Annotated in this window: 14 protein-coding genes; 8 read left to right on the top strand and 6 right to left on the bottom strand. The window is 67.6% G+C overall.

The window, feature by feature from the left end; all coding sequences use genetic code 11:
- Window positions 1-5: 5 nt before the first annotated feature.
- On the bottom strand, window positions 6-812 hold the full coding sequence (locus EET13_RS24840) for a family 1 encapsulin nanocompartment shell protein (RefSeq protein ID WP_122444751.1): 807 nt from the start codon (window positions 810-812) through the stop codon (window positions 6-8).
- Window positions 809-1,840 (bottom strand): Dyp-type peroxidase, encoded by a 1,032-nt coding sequence (locus EET13_RS24835; protein ID WP_211186520.1) that lies wholly within the window; start codon window positions 1,838-1,840, stop codon window positions 809-811. The genes EET13_RS24840 and EET13_RS24835 overlap by 4 nt, the downstream gene beginning before the upstream one ends.
- Before the next feature lie 28 nt (window positions 1,841-1,868).
- Between EET13_RS24835 and EET13_RS24830 the strand changes: the two genes are divergently transcribed.
- The 5 genes from EET13_RS24830 to cpdA all read left to right on the top strand — a co-directional run bounded on the left by EET13_RS24830 (window position 1,869) and on the right by cpdA (window position 7,568).
- The gene (locus tag EET13_RS24830) at window positions 1,869-3,155 is read left to right on the top strand and encodes a M18 family aminopeptidase (RefSeq protein WP_122444766.1); all 1,287 of its coding nucleotides are present in this window, start codon (window positions 1,869-1,871) and stop codon (window positions 3,153-3,155) included.
- A gap of 11 nt (window positions 3,156-3,166) precedes the next feature.
- Complete coding sequence (locus EET13_RS24825; protein ID WP_122444749.1) at window positions 3,167-3,514, top strand: VOC family protein; 348 nt, start codon at window positions 3,167-3,169, stop codon at window positions 3,512-3,514.
- Window positions 3,515-3,641: 127 nt separating this feature from the next.
- Window positions 3,642-5,918: a phosphoribosylformylglycinamidine synthase subunit PurL gene (purL, locus tag EET13_RS24820; RefSeq protein WP_122444748.1), complete on the top strand. Its 2,277-nt coding sequence runs from the start codon at window positions 3,642-3,644 to the stop codon at window positions 5,916-5,918.
- Window positions 5,906-6,547: an Rv0804 family intramembrane glutamic endopeptidase gene (locus tag EET13_RS24815; RefSeq protein WP_211186521.1), complete on the top strand. Its 642-nt coding sequence runs from the start codon at window positions 5,906-5,908 to the stop codon at window positions 6,545-6,547. Before purL ends, EET13_RS24815 begins: the two co-directional genes overlap by 13 nt.
- A gap of 64 nt (window positions 6,548-6,611) precedes the next feature.
- Window positions 6,612-7,568: a 3',5'-cyclic adenosine monophosphate phosphodiesterase CpdA gene (cpdA, locus tag EET13_RS24810; protein ID WP_122444747.1), complete on the top strand. Its 957-nt coding sequence runs from the start codon at window positions 6,612-6,614 to the stop codon at window positions 7,566-7,568.
- Here cpdA and EET13_RS24805 read toward each other — a convergent pair.
- The 3 genes from EET13_RS24805 to EET13_RS24795 all read right to left on the bottom strand — a co-directional run bounded on the left by EET13_RS24805 (window position 7,513) and on the right by EET13_RS24795 (window position 11,807).
- Window positions 7,513-9,111, bottom strand: a complete 1,599-nt coding sequence (locus EET13_RS24805; RefSeq protein ID WP_122444746.1) for a stealth family protein — start codon at window positions 9,109-9,111, stop codon at window positions 7,513-7,515. The genes cpdA and EET13_RS24805 overlap by 56 nt on opposite strands.
- Before the next feature lie 210 nt (window positions 9,112-9,321).
- Entirely contained in the window at window positions 9,322-10,584 is a 1,263-nt protein-coding gene (locus EET13_RS24800) for a haloacid dehalogenase-like hydrolase (RefSeq protein WP_244604102.1), read from the bottom strand.
- A 20-nt stretch (window positions 10,585-10,604) separates the two neighbouring features.
- Window positions 10,605-11,807, bottom strand: a complete 1,203-nt coding sequence (locus EET13_RS24795) for an MCE family protein (protein ID WP_122444745.1) — start codon at window positions 11,805-11,807, stop codon at window positions 10,605-10,607.
- Between the two features lie 19 nt (window positions 11,808-11,826).
- Here EET13_RS24795 and EET13_RS24790 point away from each other — a divergent pair, with 19 nt between their 5' ends.
- The 3 genes from EET13_RS24790 to purM all read left to right on the top strand — a co-directional run bounded on the left by EET13_RS24790 (window position 11,827) and on the right by purM (window position 15,093).
- The gene (locus EET13_RS24790; RefSeq protein WP_122444744.1) at window positions 11,827-12,267 is read left to right on the top strand and encodes a sterol carrier family protein; all 441 of its coding nucleotides are present in this window, start codon (window positions 11,827-11,829) and stop codon (window positions 12,265-12,267) included.
- A 95-nt stretch (window positions 12,268-12,362) separates the two neighbouring features.
- A complete protein-coding gene (gene purF, locus EET13_RS24785; protein ID WP_122444743.1) occupies window positions 12,363-13,892 on the top strand; it encodes an amidophosphoribosyltransferase in 1,530 nt (509 codons plus the stop codon).
- A 97-nt stretch (window positions 13,893-13,989) separates the two neighbouring features.
- Window positions 13,990-15,093: a phosphoribosylformylglycinamidine cyclo-ligase gene (gene purM, locus EET13_RS24780; RefSeq protein WP_122444742.1), complete on the top strand. Its 1,104-nt coding sequence runs from the start codon at window positions 13,990-13,992 to the stop codon at window positions 15,091-15,093.
- 145 nt (window positions 15,094-15,238) lie between these two features.
- Here the strand turns inward: purM and EET13_RS32465 are convergent.
- Window positions 15,239-15,929 (bottom strand): hypothetical protein (locus EET13_RS32465; protein ID WP_211189134.1); only part of this gene is annotated, 691 nt, incomplete at its 5' end.

The following is a 15,929-nucleotide window of genomic DNA, read 5'->3' as shown; positions in this document are numbered from 1 at the left end:
ATGCCTCAGTCCGAAGACGGGCTGAGCGCCACCGAAGCCTCGGCGGTGTAGCACAGGAAAGTCAGGGTCTCCTGCAGATAGAGCTGCACGCTGTCGGCGTCGTGGCTGGTGTAGCCGATCGCGACATCGGTGCCCAACTGCAGGTCGAAGTCTCCCCCGCGGGTGGTCAGCACGAAAGCGCCGTCGATGGCCGGCGCCCAGATGATGTCGCCGTCGACCAGCCGGTTCAGGTGCTCGCGAATCGGGTAGCCGTGCTCGGTGGTCTCGCTGACCTTGGTGTAGACGTCGGCGGCCAGCAGCACCGAATACGGCCCGTCGACGCCGGCCAGGCGCAGCTCAGTCAGCGCCTGTGAAATGACGTCCGGGATTTCGCGCGGGTCCTCGGGCAAGGTCAGCGGCCGGTTCGAGCTGGCGCTGCGGATGCCCTCGATGGAGGCGGCCGCGTAGCCCTCGAAGATGGTGCGATCCTCGACGAAGGCCAGCTTCTTGGCGGCCGCCTTCACCGGATCCCAGTCCGAGTCCTGCGAACCGCGCTCGACGTCGTCGATCTCGTTGCGCGACAAGGCGAACGGAACCCGCAGCCGCACCAGGGGCTTGCTGGCGCGCAGGTGGGCGATGACGCCGTCGGTGGGCGCGGTGACGTCGATCAGCCGGCCGGTGCTCACGGCCGCCGAAGCCGGTCCGCCCGGACCGCTGACGTCGACCACCCGGCGCCCGGCGAGGTGCCGCTTGAACGTTCGCGTTGCCTCCAATTCGATTTCGGCCCAAGCGGCTTCGGTGACCGGAGCCAGTTCGCGGTACAGGTTGTTCATCGGGAGGTTCCTTTCAGGCTGCCGATCGAGAGTGAACCGTCGTCAGAGGCCGTTGCCGGTGCCGGTGATTGGGGCAGCGGCGGTGGATCGTCGAGGAAGTCGACGGTGGGGGAGAAGAACAGGCCACCGGTGACTGCCGTGGAAAAATCCAGAATGCGGTCCGTGTTGCCGGGGGGATCGCCGAGAAACATGTTGTGCAGCATCTGCTCGGTGACCTCGGGGGCTCGGGAATAGCCGATGAAGTAGGTGCCGTACTCGCTCTTGCCGACCTCGCCGAACGGCATGTTGTGCCGCACGATCTTCAATTCGGCGCCGTCGTCGGCGGTGACGACATTGAGCGCGACGTGCGAGTTTGCCGGCTTCACGTCGTCGCCGAGTTCGATGTCTTCCAGCTTGGTGCGCCCGATCACCCGCTCCTGCTCGGTGACCGACAGCGAGTCCCAGGACCGCATATCGTGGACATACTTCTGCACGTGCACGTAGCAACCGCCGGCGAACGCCGGATCCTCGTCACCGATCGCGGTTGCACTGACAGCCGTCGGGCCGCTTGGGTTTTCGGTGCCGTCGACGAAACCCAACAGGTCGCGGTTGTCGAAGAAGCGGAATCCGTGCACCTCGTCGACAACGGTGACCGCGCCGGCCATCGCGTTGAGAATGCGCCCGGCCAATTCGAAGCACACATCCATGCTTTCGGCGCGAATGTGGAACAACAGGTCCCCGGGGGTAGCCGGCGCGGTGTGCCGCGGCCCGTGCAGCGCGACGAACGGATGCAGCTTCGCCGGTCGCGGGCCGGAAAACAACCGGTCCCACGCGTCGGAGCCGATCGAGGTCACCACCGACAGATTCTTGTTCGGGTCGCGAAACCCTATCGCGCGCACCAGGCCCGAGATGTCGGCCAACCCGTCGTGCACGGACGCGTCGCCGCCGTCGTCGATGGTGGCCACGAGAAAGATCGCGGCCGGCGTCAAGGGTGCGAGGATAGGTTGCGGCTGAACCGATGGCACTCTGCCGACCCTAGCGTGAACCATGCAGTCCCCGACAGCGATGATGGTGGGCATGTCCGGCGGGCCCACACCCTCAGCCAGCGCGCGAGGCCTCTGCGAGTTCATCGACGCCTCGCCGTCGCCGTTTCACGTGTGCGCCACGGTGGCCCGGCGGTTGCTGGACGCGGGATACACCGAACTCGCCGAAACCGACCGCTGGCCGCGGCAGCCGGGCCGTTACTTCACCGTGCGGGCCGGCTCGCTGGTCGCCTGGAACAGTCAGCTCGCCACCGGCAACCCCGCCCCGTTCCGGATCGTTGGCGCGCACACCGACAGCCCCAATTTGCGGGTCAAGCAGCACCCGGACCGGCTGGTCGCCGGCTGGCAGGTGGTGGTGCTGCAGCCCTACGGGGGCGCGTGGCTCAACTCCTGGCTGGACCGCGACCTGGGTATCAGCGGGCGGTTGTCGGTGCGGGACGGCTCGGCGGTGCGGCACCGGCTGGTCCGCATCGACGAGCCGATCCTGCGGGTGCCGCAGCTGGCCATCCACCTGGCCGAGGACCGCAAGTCGGTGACGCTGGACCCGCAACGGCACGTCAACGCGGTCTGGGGCGTCGGCGACGCGGCCGGTTCCTTCATCGGCTATGTCGCGCGGCATGCCGGGGTGGCCGAGGCCGACGTGCTGGCCGCCGATCTGATGACCCATGACCTGACACCGGCGGCGCTGATCGGGTCTGACGGGTGCCTGCTGAGCGCGCCCCGGCTGGACAACCAGGCCAGTTGCTATGCCGGGCTGGAAGCACTGCTGGCCGCCCAACCACGCGAGGTGCTGCCGGTGGTGGTGATCTTCGACCACGAGGAGGTTGGCTCGGCTTCGGACCGCGGCGCGCAATCCAACCTGCTCAGTGCCGTGCTGGAACGGATCGTGCTGGCCGGCGGCGGGGCCCGGGAGGACTTCCTGCGGCTGCTGCCGGCGTCGCTGCTGGCGTCGGCCGACATGGCCCATGCCGTCCACCCCAATTACCCCGATCGGCACGAGCCGGGCCACCTCATCGAAGTCAACGCCGGACCGGTGCTCAAGGTGCACCCCAATCTGCGGTACGCCACCGACGGGACTACCGCCGCGGCGTTCGCCGTGGCCTGCCGGCAGGCCGGGGTGCCGCTGCAGCGCTATGAGCACCGGGCCGACCTGCCGTGCGGGTCGACCATCGGGCCGCTGGCGTCGGCCCGGACCGGCATCCCCACCGTCGACGTGGGCGCCGCCCAGCTTGCGATGCATTCGGCGCGGGAGCTGATGGGCGCCGCCGATGTGGTGGCCTATTGCGCAGCCTTGCAAGCATTTCTGTTCCCCGAGGCATAGGGTCTTGGGGTATGACGCTCAGCGTGGAGATGGTCACGTTCGACTGCAACGACCCGGCACGGCTGGCCGGCTGGTGGGCCGAGCAGTTCGGCGGGACGACACGCGAGCTGCTGCCGGGCGAATTCATCGTGGTGACCCGCGACCAGGGGCCGCGCCTGGGGTTTCAGAGGGTGCCCGATCCCACGCCCGGGAAGAATCGGGTGCATCTGGATTTCACCGCCGAGGATGTAGAGGCCGAAGTGGCGCGGTTGACCGCCGCCGGTGCCACCGAGGTGGAGCGGCACCAGTTCGGCGAGAACTTCCGCTGGGTGGTGCTGGCCGACCCGGAGAGCAACCTGTTCTGCGTAGCGGGGCAATGACCTAGGCGCCTCGTCGCGCGTGACGTGGCTGCGAGAATCCACCCACGAAAATCGCGCGCTGACGTCACGCTCGGCGAGAAAGACCGCCCGCCCTAGACTGTCTGGCGTGACGAGCGCGCACCGGCACGTGATTGACACCGTCGAACACGCCGCCACCACCCCCGACGATCCGCAACCCTTTCACGAGCTGGGCCTCAAAGACGACGAGTACCAGCGGATCCGCGAGATCCTGGGCCGCCGACCCACCGACACCGAGCTGGCCATGTACTCGGTGATGTGGAGCGAACACTGCTCGTACAAGTCCTCCAAGGTGCACCTGCGCTACTTCGGCGAGACCACCACCGACGAGATGCGCGCCGGCATGCTGGCCGGCATCGGCGAAAACGCCGGCGTCGTCGACATCGGCGACGGCTGGGCCGTCACCTTCAAGGTCGAATCGCACAACCACCCGTCCTACGTCGAGCCTTATCAGGGTGCGGCCACCGGGGTCGGCGGCATCGTGCGCGACATCATGGCCATGGGCGCGCGCCCGGTCGCGGTGATGGACCAGTTGCGGTTCGGCGCGGCCGATGCCCCCGACACCCGCCGCGTGGTCGACGGCGTGGTCCGCGGTATCGGCGGCTACGGCAACTCGCTGGGCTTGCCGAACATCGGCGGGGAGACGGTCTTCGACCCGTGTTATGGCGGAAATCCGTTGGTCAACGCGCTCTGCGTCGGCGTATTGCGCCAGGAGGATCTGCATCTCGCGTTCGCCTCCGGCGCCGGCAACAAGATCATCCTGTTCGGGGCGCGCACCGGGCTCGACGGGATCGGCGGGGTTTCGGTGCTGGCGTCGGACACCTTCAGTGCCGATGGCACCGACGGCGCTGCCCGCAAGAAGCTGCCGTCGGTGCAAGTGGGCGACCCCTTCACCGAGAAGGTGCTCATCGAATGCTGCCTCGAGCTCTACGCGGGCGGGCTGGTGATCGGCATCCAGGATCTGGGTGGCGCCGGACTTGCTTGTGCTACTTCGGAATTGGCTTCTGCCGGGGATGGCGGCATGACGATCCGGCTCGACGCCGTGCCGTTGCGCGCCAAGGACATGACCTCGGCCGAGGTGCTGTGCAGCGAGTCGCAGGAACGCATGTGCGCGGTGGTCGCCCCGGAGAACGTCGACGCCTTCATGGCGGTGTGCCGCAAGTGGGAAGTGCTGGCCACCGTGATCGGTGAAGTCACCGACGGGGACCGGCTGCGGATCAGCTGGCACGGCCAGACCGTCGTCGACGTGCCGCCCCGCACCGTGGCCCACGAGGGCCCGGTGTACCACCGCCCGGTCGCCCGCCCCGAATGGCAGGACGCCCTCAACGCCGACACCTCGGCCACCCTGCCGCGCCCGGCAACCGGCGACGAACTGCGCGCGACTTTGCTTGCGCTGCTGGGCAGTCCGCACCTGTGCAGCCGTGCGTTCATCACCGAGCAGTACGACCGGTACGTGCGCGGCAACACCGTGCTGGCCGAGCACGCCGACGGCGGCGTGCTGCGCATCGACGAGTCGACCGGCCGCGGCATCGCGGCGTCGACAGACGCGTCTGGACGCTACACCCTGCTGGACCCCTACACCGGCGCCCAACTCGCGCTGGCCGAGGCGTACCGCAACGTCGCCGTCACCGGCGCCACCCCGGTCGCGGTGACCGACTGCCTCAACTTCGGCTCACCGGAAGATCCCGGCGTGATGTGGCAGTTCGCCCAGGCGGTCCGCGGGCTCGCCGATGGCTGTGCGGCCCTGGGCATTCCGGTGACCGGCGGCAACGTCAGCTTCTACAACCAGACCGGGTCCACCGCGATCATGCCCACCCCCGTGGTCGGGGTGCTTGGTGTGATCGACGACGTGAGCCGGCGTCTGCCCACCGCGCTGGGCACCGAGCCGGGGCAGACCCTGATGTTGTTGGGCGACACCCGCGACGAGTTCGACGGCTCCGTCTGGGCGCAGGTGAGCGCTGATCACTTGGGGGGGCTACCGCCCCGAGTCGACTTGGCCCGCGAGCGGTTACTGGCCGACGTGCTGCGCTCGGCCTCGCGCGACGGGTTGGTGTCCGCGGCGCACGACCTGTCCGAGGGCGGGCTGGCCCAGGCCATCGTCGAAGCGGCGCTGGCGGGTGAAACCGGTTGCCGCATTGTGCTTCCCGAAGACACCGATCCTTTCGTGATGCTCTTCTCCGAGTCGGCCGGGCGGGCGCTCGTCGCGGTGCCGCGCACCGAGGAGAGCCGGTTCCGGGCGATGTGCGAGGCGCGCGGACTGCCCGCCGTTCGCATCGGCGTCGTCGATCAGCAATCGGATGCCATCGAGTTCCAAGGGCTGTTCACGGTGTCGCTGACCGAACTGCGCCAGACGTCCGAGGCGGTGCTCCCGCGATTCTTCGGGTAAGTCGGCTTCGCGCAACATCTTTGGCCGCCGGCCTGGTGTGCTGGAGCTTTGTCGCGCCACGGCTGCCCACTGCGTGGCGGGTAGGGCTGCAGGCCGGGCTGGGTTGGGTGTTGGTGTGTCTGACCCGGGTGCCCGTGGGTCTTCGGCCGCCACGGCTGTGGGCGGGGTTGCGACTGGGATCGGCTGCCGCGGCGGTGACGACGACGGTGATCGCGGCGAGCGCACCGGTGCCCGCGGTGCGCTTGTCGATGTCTGAACGCGAACTGCCGTCGTCGGCGCCGCGCTGGCTGGTGCTGCACATACCCCTCGGGACCGTGTGGGCCGAGGAGGCCGCGTTCCGGGCGGCGCTGGCAACCGCCGGGACTCAGGCCTTCGGACCGCTGGGCGGACGGCTGCTGCAAGCGGGCGCCTTTGGCCTTTCCCACATTGCCGACGCCCGCGCGACAGGCGCGCCCGCGGTGCCCACGATGCTGATCACCGGCCTGGCGGGCTGGGTGTTCGGGTGGCTGGCCGAGCGCTCCGGTAGCCTGGCGGCGCCGATCCTGGCGCACCTGGCGATCAACGAGGCCGGTGCGATCGCGGCACTGACCGTCCAGCGGCGCGCACCGCGAGCGCTGCGAGCTCGCTGAGACGCCGTTATACTTGACGCGCTGTTTCCCAGCGATCACCAGACCGAGAGGGTTGGCACCTCAGGTGCACAGACTTAGGGCCGCGGAGCATCCGCGGCCGGAATACGTTCTCCTGCATATCAGCGACACGCATCTTGTCGGCGACGATGGTCCCCTTTACGGCGCTGTGGATGCCGACGGGCGACTGGGTGAGCTGCTCGAACAGCTGACCAGCTCCGGGATATGTCCCGATGCCATCGTCTTCACCGGCGACCTGGCCGACACCGGTGAGGCTCAGGCATATCGCAAGCTGCGAGCGGTGGTGGAACCGTTCGCGGCCGAGCTTGGCGCCCAACTCATCTGGGTGATGGGCAACCACGACAACCGGGCCGCGCTGCGCAGGTTCCTGCTCGACGAGGCGCCGTCGATGGCACCGCTGGACCGGGTGCACATGATCGACGGTCTGCGGATCATCACCGTGGACACCTCGGTGCCCGGTCACCACTACGGCGAACTGCGAAGCTCCCAATTGAGCTGGCTCGCCGCGCAATTGGCGACGCCGGCACCGCACGGCACCATCCTGGCGCTGCACCATCCGCCGGTCCCCAGTGTCTTGGACCTCGCGGTGACGGTGGAACTGCGGGACCAGGCTGCCCTGGGCCGGGTGCTCGACGGTAGCGACGTCCGATCCATTCTGGCCGGTCACCTGCACTATTCGACCAACGCCACGTTCGTCGGGATCCCGGTGTCGGTGGCATCGTCGACTTGCTACACCCAGGACCTCACCGTTGCCGCCGGGGGAACCAGAGGCAGAGACGGCGCGCAGGGTTGCAACCTGGTGCACGTCTACCAAGACACCGTGGTGCATTCGGTGATCCCGCTGGGCGGCGGAAAAACCGTGGGCACCTTTGTCTCTCCCGCCCAGGCGAAACGTGAGATCTCCGAAAGCGGCATGTTCATCGAACCGTCGCGGCGCGATTCGCTGTTCAGCCAGCCTCCAATGGTGCTGACGCCAGTGGCGCCGTCAGCTCGGGTCGACTGACGTCCGCGGCGACTTTCTCCCAGGGGGCGGGTATCGGAAAGTACCGCTCCAGGAAGTTGACCACCCGTTGCGCACGCTCGGCCGGGTCGACTTCGGGGAAGCTGCCGTCGTTGAGGCAGAAAAAGTGGTACCTGCGCTGCTTGCGCAGTTCATCCAGCAGCGCCAGGCCCGCGCGGGTCGTGGTGTCGACGTAGCGGACCCGGGCTTTCTCCTGTTGGACGGCACGGCCGGTCATCAGCGCGTAGTAGTGGTACAGCGAGTTGGTTACCGAGATGTCGGTGGCTGACCGGAATGCACTGGCCTGAGTGCAGGCGAACTCCTCGGGAAATTCCTGCTCCATCTCGACGAGCACGCTTTTGCGCAGCGGGACCGCGGTGTGCTCGAGATGGCGCGTAATCAGGTGCCCGAACCGCTCGAACAGCAGTCGCCGGTTGACTCGGGCCGCGTTCTCGTGACCACTGCGGGCCGGATCGTTGACGCCCAGCCCTATCCGGGTGTCGGCCTCGATGAACTTCGTGACGCCGCCGGGCGAGAAGAACATGCTGGCCTTAACCGGCCGGCCGAAGAACATGTCGTCGTTGGAGTACAGGAAATGCTCGCTGAGCCCCGGAATGTGGTGTAGTTGACTTTCCACCGCATGCGAATTGTAGGTAGGCAACGCGGCACGGTCTGAGAAATGGTCCTCGGCCCGAACAAGGGTGATTTTCGGATGGTCGGCCAACCAGGGCGGCGGTGCTGAATCCGTCGCGATGAAGATACGACGAATCCACGGGGCAAACATGTTCACCGATCGCAGCGCATACTTCAGCTCATCAATTTGCCTGATCCGCGCTTCGGCGTCGTCGCCTTCGCCCACCACGTACTGCGACATTTGGGCGGCACGCCGCGCCCGGAACACCGGGTCGCTGCCGTCGACCCAGGAGAACACCAGATCGATATCGAATGTCACGTCGCTGGCGTGGGGGGTGAACATTCCCTCCAGCGTCGGCCACTTGTACCCGTACAACTTGACGGTCGTCGGCGTCAGCTCGTTGCGGGGCAGCACTTTACGGGTGAGCGAGTTCTGCACCGGACAATGGATCAGTGTCTGGTCGAAAACCCAGAATTGAAGCTCAACACCGAATCCGGGGCCATACCGAAAACCGCCCGGCGCAATCCGTTGCCGGTACAGCCTGAGGATTCGCGGATCACCCATTGCGGACAGTCGGCCATTGGCCACCAACAGCGCGGGAATGCCCTTCTGGTCGATTGCCTTGACGTACATCGGCTCGGTGGTGCAGGCCGCGGCAAGGGCATGCTCGACCGCGGGACGCAGTCGGATGTCGACCGCCAGAATCGGGCGGCTCTGGTGGCTACGGACCAACAGAAAAGGAATATTGGCCCGGTTCAACACCTTTCGCACGAAAACCAGATCCTCGATCTGTGCCTCGTGGGGGGTCAGGCTGGATTCCAGGCGGGCGATTTTGCCACGCCGGGTGACGATGATGGGAGCCAGCCGACGCGGGGCGGGCCGGCCGCCATCGCTGGAAGGGATTTTGGGCATCGGAACACCGCCTTAGGTAAGAGTGATTTCGGCACGGAGAGGATCTCACACTTTGTGCGCCGGTGCAGAGCGAGCGTACTCGCTGCTGACCACGCGCGTCCGGTATGAGGTGATCCAAGTCTACAACGCTTGCGCAGCAGCCTATTTAGGCTTGCACAGAGGTGCGCCGGCCACCTGCGTGTTGCGGCCGCGTCACACTCGGTTCAGCTCTTAGTGGACCCGGTCCACCTGGTCGGCGACGACGGTGCCGTCGGCCTGGCGAAGCGGCGCGTGGCCACCGGCGGGTTCATCGAAGCCCTGGGTTGCGCACGGGTAGGGCGTGCTCATCGGCAGCGGCTTCCCAAAGATCGGGTTGACCATCCAGTTGCCGTCGGCATTGGCGTACGCCCGGCACATCAACTCGATCTGGTTGCGATTGAGTACGAGGCGCAGCGCAGTCGCATCCGTGATGAACGTCACGTCTCCATCGGAGTCACCGGCGGCAAACACCTGACGACGTTGCCCCGGCAACTGCTGGAAAGCAGCTGCGCCCCGGACGCCGAACACCTGCTCGTTGATCCGGCATCGCTTGCCCTCGTTGAAGGGGATCGACGGTTCGCCGCCGCACTGCGCCAGGCGAGACGTCAAAACGTCACCATCATGGTCCGTGCGCACACCCATCACGTGGTCCTCCGCAATGCCGATGTCGGTGGCCCACACCCGGACCACCGGCTCAGCCGACGCGGAGATGATCCGCACGTCGAAGCCATTGGCTTGCAGCGTCCCGGCGAGGTCACGCATTTGCGGGTAGTAGCGCACCCAACCAGGCTGTCGGGTGCTGCCCACCGTCTGCCCGGACCCCTCGGCGGCGCCGAGGTTCTGGGCCCTGGCCGCGGTCGCGAATCCGGTGATCTCGGCATCGGTCCAGCCGGCCAGCAGCTGGGCCGCCCAGGCGTCGACGGGTTGTATGCGGCGGTGGTTGTAACCAGTGAACGCGGTTGCACCCGAACGTGTTTCGTGCCTGGTATAGATGGTCACCAGCTCGTCGGCGCAGCCGATGTCGGAGCCGGTGGGCAACGGCTGTCCGGGAGCGGCGAGGCCGTCACACGCGGCCGCCAACGCCGCTGCCGCTTCCGGGGTGAGGTATGTGCTGGTGGTGGACCAGTTGCCGCCGGCAGGCTGACGCACTTTGGAATTGTTGATCATCCAGAAGAACGTCGCGCTTCCGACGTCGTTGAGGACCATGGTGTTATCCCAGTCGAACAACGCCAGGGGAGCGCCGGCGGCAACGGATCCGGTATTGCCGCAATGGCCCAGGCGGTTGATCATCGCGTCCATGCGCTGACGGTTGTCGCCGTACCAACCCGGGTCGGCGGCCAGGGTTCGGCAGTTACGCGGGCTCGCATCGGGACGCTCGCCGGCATGGTTGCACCCGGTGAGCACGAGCACCGGCGTGCTCGCGGCGGCGAGCAGCCGCAACGGCCACCGCGTCATGGAGTGTTCCTGTCGGTCTCTCAAGGGTTGATGGTGTACTCGCCGAACTGACGTCCCCAGACATATTCGGTGAACATGGGCTGGCCGAGTTCGACATGGTTGTAGGGCGCCACGCTGGCGCCCACGTCCATCACCAGAAACGGGGCGGGCCACAGGTCATGGGTGATCGGTTGCCAGCAGCCCGGTTTCCCGCCGGGTCCTCCCCGGGCGTTGACCCGCGGCAGGTTTTCCGGATAGATATAGGGGCTCGGTGCACCGGTAATGCTGCCCGAAGCGGCCCCCAGCGAATAGCCGTTGAAGCCGAGGGCGGCCCGGATCTTGGGGCCGGCGTCGTTGTAATTGCGGATGGTGCAGAAGATTTCGGGGCTGTACTCGTCGAGCAGCTGGCTGGAGGTCACCAGATCGGCAGCACCCCGAGCCAGGTATGGCCCGCCGCGGCCGAACACGTCAGCACCGTTGTTGCCTAACCCAACCGCTGCCAGCAATGCCGCATCGAGATCGACCTGCTGGTGGTGCATGGTTCGCGCGGTGGTGACCGCCTGGTCCAGCGCGGTCCACAAGTCCGGTGCCGCGTCGGCGTAGACGTCGCCCAGGGTCGCCAGGCCCTCGATGTCGGCCCGGACCCGGGACATCTGCGGGTTCACGTCGTCGAGGATGGCGTTGCCGTTGACCAGCGCGGCGCCCAGCTTGTCCCCGAGCCCGCTCAGCGCCTGAGCGGCCGCGCCCAGCGTCAGGTTGAGCTTGACCGGATCGACCTTTTCGGCAATCGCCGTCAGCGTCTGGAACAGCGTGTTGAATTCCGTGGTCACCGCCGTCGCATCGATCACCATAGCCGGGGTGATGTGCTGTGGGTCAGCGTTTTTCGGCGACGTCAGCGAGACATACTTGTTGCCGAAGACCGTCGTCGCCTTGATCTCGCCACCCACATTGGCCGGTATCGAGTCGATGTACTTGGGATCTACGTCCAATACCAGCTTGGCTGCCGGAACGCCGTCGCCGGTGACCGCCGAAATGCTGGCCACCCGACCGATCGGCACACCGTTGTAGGTGACCTTGGCGCCCGGGTCGGTCACCAGACCCGCGCGTGGGGCAAGCATGGTCAACTTGATCTTCGGGATGAAAGCGCCGCGAAACTGGGCGTAGAGCCCGGCGCCGACGAGCGCCAACACCATCAGCCCCAGCAGACCGATGATCTTGTACGGTGGCCGCGTTCGCGGATCCATGATTCTGAGACCCTAGAGCATGGCCACCCGCGGTAGAGCCGATCCGGCTAAGACTCGGCAGGCTGTGTTGGCCATCGCGGACTGGCTGCACGACGAGACGCACTCGGCGCCCGACCGGGACGCGCTGGGAACCGCGGTGCGGCTCACCGCGCGCGCCCTGTCCACGCTGGCTCCCGGCTCCAGCGTCGAGGTCCGAATCCCGCCGTTCGCCGCGGTGCAATGTGGTTCCGGGCCTAAGCACACCCGCGGCACACCGCCCAACGTCGTGGAGACCGATCCACGCACCTGGCTGCTGCTGGCCACCGGGCTGGTGACCGTGGCGGATGCGGCCGCCCGCGGAGCGCTGATCCTGTCCGGTTCGCGGGCGCGCGAGATCGGCTCGTGGCTACCGGTGGTGAGGCTGTCGATCGGAACGACGCCGAGCGGCCTGCCGGCAATTCCGGACCGGGACGCGGATTAAGGCGCCTAGACACGCGACGTCGATTCGGCGACATACCGGGGTTACCCGTAGACTTCCTATACGTCACCATTCGCGCCCCAGGGAGTCGCCTAACCGTGACCGTCCAGCAGCCCGAGCAAGACCTGAACTCGCCCCGTGAAGAGTGTGGTGTATTCGGGGTTTGGGCCCCGGGCGAAGATGTCGCCAAACTGACCTATTACGGCCTGTACGCATTGCAGCATCGCGGCCAGGAAGCCGCCGGGATCGCCGTCGCCGATGGCTCCCAAGTGCTTGTCTTCAAGGATCTCGGCCTGGTCAGCCAGGTATTCGACGAGCAGACTCTCGCGGCTATGCAGGGCCACGTGGCCATCGGGCACTGCCGCTACTCCACCACGGGGGACACGACCTGGGAGAACGCCCAGCCCGTGTTCCGTAATACCGCGGCCGGCACCGGTGTCGCCCTGGGACACAACGGGAACCTGGTCAATACCGCCACCCTTGCTGCCCGCGCCCGCGAAGCCGGATTGATCGGTGGCCGTTGCTGCCCCGCTCCGGCGACCACCGACTCCGACATCTTGGGCGCGCTGCTGGCCCACGGCTCGGCCGATTCCACCCTGGAACAGGCGGCGCTGGAACTGCTGCCGACCGTGCGCGGCGCGTTCTGTCTGACATTCATGGACGAAAACACGCTGTATGCCTGCCGCGACCCGCACGGGGTCCGTCCGTTGTCGCTTGGGCGGCTGGATCGTGGCTGGGTGGTGGCCTCGGAAACCGCTGCGCTCGACATCGTCGGCGCATCCTTTGTGCGCGACATCGAGCCGGGCGAACTGCTGGCGATCGATGCCGACGGCGTCCGCTCCACCCGCTTCGCCAACCCCACGCCCAAAGGCTGCATCTTCGAATACGTCTACCTGGCTCGCCCGGACAGCACGCTGGCCGGCCGGTCGGTGCACGCCACCCGTCTGGAGATCGGTCGTCGGTTGGCCCGCGAATGCCCGGTCGACGCCGACCTGGTCATCGGCGTGCCGGAATCGGGCACACCCGCCGCGGTGGGATATGCGCAGGGGTCCGGCATCCCGTATGGGCAAGGCTTGATGAAAAACGCCTACGTGGGCCGCACCTTCATCCAGCCCTCGCAGACCATCCGGCAACTGGGCATCCGGCTGAAGCTCAACCCGCTCAAAGAGGTGATCCGCGGCAAGCGCCTCATCGTCGTCGACGATTCGATCGTGCGGGGTAATACCCAGCGTGCCCTGGTGCGCATGCTGCGCGAGGCCGGCGCGGTGGAAGTGCATGTGCGCATCGCTTCGCCGCCGGTGAAATGGCCCTGCTTCTACGGAATTGATTTCCCTTCACCGGCCGAGCTGATCGCCAACGCCGTGGAGGCCGAAGCTGAAATGCTCGAAGCGGTCCGGCATGCGATCAACGCCGACACGCTCGGATACATTTCGCTGCGCGGACTGATCGCGGCGACCGAGCAACCCGCCTCCCGGCTGTGCACCGCCTGTTTCGACGGCGCCTACCCCATCGAACTGCCCAGCGAGAGCGCACTGGGTAAGAACGTTATCGAGCAGATGCTTGCCAACGCGGCCCGCGGGGCCGGTTTGGGTGGCCTCGCCGGCGATGAAATACCGGTCGGTCGCTGACCAAGCCAGCTGCGGTAGCCGATTCCGGTAGCCAGTTGGCCGGTGAGCGCCGGTCGCCGATACCGGTGATGGGTGCGGCCCGGTAGCCTTTATCGCGATGACGGAACCGCCACAAAGTCCAGAAAGCTCCCTCAGAGGCCCGAGTATCCAGGGCATCACCTACGCCTCGGCGGGGGTGGACATAGACGCCGGTGACCGCGCCGTCGAGTTGTTCAAACCGCTAGCAACCAAAGCCACCAGACCCGAGGTGCGCGGCGGTCTGGGCGGTTTTGCCGGGTTGTTCGCGCTGCGCGGCGGCTACCGCGAACCGGTGCTGGCCGCCTCCACCGACGGGGTCGGCACCAAGCTGGCGGTTGCTCAGGCAATGGACAAACACGACACCGTGGGCCTCGACCTGGTGGCGATGGTGGTCGACGACCTGGTGGTCTGTGGTGCCGAGCCGCTGTTTCTGCAGGACTACATAGCGGTCGGTCGTACGGTTCCGGAACGGGTGAGTGCGATCGTCAGCGGCATCGCGGAGGGCTGTGTGCGCGCGGGCTGCGCACTGCTGGGCGGCGAGACCGCTGAACATCCCGGCCTGATGGAACCCGACCACTACGACATCTCGGCCACCGGCGTCGGCGTGGTGGAGGCCGACGATGTGCTGGGCCCAGAGCGGGTAAGACCTGGCGATGTCATCATCGCGATGGGCTCGTCGGGTCTGCATTCCAACGGATACTCGCTGGCTCGCGCGGTCCTGCTCGAGATAGACCGGATGAACCTGGCCGGTTACGTGGAGGAGTTCGGCCGGACTCTGGGCGAAGAATTGCTGGAGCCCACGCTGATTTACGCCAAGGACTGTCTGGCGCTCGCCGCCGAAACGCACGTCCGCACGTTCTGCCACGTCACCGGAGGCGGGCTGGCCGGCAACTTGGAACGGGTCATTCCACACGGGCTGCTCGCCGAAGTGGATCGCGGCACCTGGACACCCGCGCCGGTGTTCGCCATGATCGCCCAGCGTGGCCGGGTAGTACGGGAAGAGATGGAAAAGACGTTCAACATGGGCGTTGGTATGGTCGCGATCGTCGCGCCCGAAGACACCGACCGGGCGTTGGCCATCCTCACCGCACGGCACCTGAGCTGCTGGGTTCTGGGAACGGTCCGTAAGGGCGGCAAAGACGGTCCGCGTGGTGTACTAGTCGGTCGGCATCCTAGGTTTTAGACACCGGCACCATTCTGGTTGCGCTGATCCCCGCCTCGCGCTCGGCCGCGGGCAGCGCGAAGGTCCCTTCTGCGAGTGCGTCGGGCTGCCCACTGCCATGCGGCGGAAAACGTTCCGCCGACTGCGCGTGGCGCGGGCGACCGGGCTAGCCGGAGGCCCCGCTGAGCCCGGCAGCGCCCGGGTCGCCGCTGTGTCCGGGCGCGCCCCCATGGCCCGCGACAGCCGATCCGCCTGCGCCGCTCGCGCCACCTGTTCCGCCGGCGCCGCCTGAGCCGCCCGCCCCGCCGGCGCCGCCGCTGCCGCCGGCGCCGGGGCTGCCGGAACGGCCGAACAGTCCGCCCGCGCCAGCGGCTCCGCCGCCGCCGCCGTCGCCGCCGCCACCGCCGTCGCCGCCGTCGCCGCCTGCTCCGCCGTCGCCGCCGGCGCCTCCGGAAACCCCCGATCCTCCGTTGCCGCCGGTGCCGCCGACGGCACCATGCGCACCGTTGCCGCCGTGAGCGCCGCCGCCGCCGGCGCCGCCGTCACCGCCGACACCGAACAAGAGGCCACCCCGGCCGCCGGCGCCACCGTGCCCGCCACCGCCACCGCCATGGCCGGCCACCCCGGCACCACCGATGCCACCAGCACCACCGCCGCCTCCAGTACCGCCAACAGTGCCGTTTCCGCCGTTTCCGCCGTGACCACCCGGCGCGCCGATACCGCCGGCACCGCCGGCACCGCCGCCACCACCGCCGCCGCCGTCGCCGTTGCCGCCATTGCCGCCGTGACCGCCGGGCGCGCCGGCACCACCAGCACCACCGACTCCGCCGCCGCCACCACCACCCGCGCTGGAGGAT

The sequence above is a fragment of the Mycobacterium attenuatum genome, assembly GCF_900566085.1.
Classification (GTDB): domain Bacteria; phylum Actinomycetota; class Actinomycetes; order Mycobacteriales; family Mycobacteriaceae; genus Mycobacterium; species Mycobacterium attenuatum.
Note: the sequence above shows the minus strand (reverse complement) of the source record. Positions and strands in the feature narration are given on the sequence as shown.

What these genes read in the sequence shown, in the direction of transcription:
- EET13_RS24825 (WP_122444749.1), top strand. Translation starts at nt 3,167, where the DNA reads ATGACGCTCAGCGTGGAGATGGTCACGTTCGACTGCAACGACCCGGCA.
- EET13_RS24795 (WP_122444745.1), bottom strand. Translation starts at nt 11,807, where the DNA reads ATGGATCCGCGAACGCGGCCACCGTACAAGATCATCGGTCTGCTGGGG.
- EET13_RS24800 (WP_244604102.1), bottom strand. Translation starts at nt 10,584, where the DNA reads ATGACGCGGTGGCCGTTGCGGCTGCTCGCCGCCGCGAGCACGCCGGTG.
- EET13_RS24840 (WP_122444751.1), bottom strand. Translation starts at nt 812, where the DNA reads ATGAACAACCTGTACCGCGAACTGGCTCCGGTCACCGAAGCCGCTTGG.
- EET13_RS24805 (WP_122444746.1), bottom strand. Translation starts at nt 9,111, where the DNA reads ATGCCCAAAATCCCTTCCAGCGATGGCGGCCGGCCCGCCCCGCGTCGG.
- EET13_RS24830 (WP_122444766.1), top strand. Translation starts at nt 1,869, where the DNA reads ATGTCCGGCGGGCCCACACCCTCAGCCAGCGCGCGAGGCCTCTGCGAG.
- EET13_RS24835 (WP_211186520.1), bottom strand. Translation starts at nt 1,840, where the DNA reads ATGGTTCACGCTAGGGTCGGCAGAGTGCCATCGGTTCAGCCGCAACCT.
- EET13_RS24790 (WP_122444744.1), top strand. Translation starts at nt 11,827, where the DNA reads ATGGCCACCCGCGGTAGAGCCGATCCGGCTAAGACTCGGCAGGCTGTG.
- purM (WP_122444742.1), top strand. Translation starts at nt 13,990, where the DNA reads ATGACGGAACCGCCACAAAGTCCAGAAAGCTCCCTCAGAGGCCCGAGT.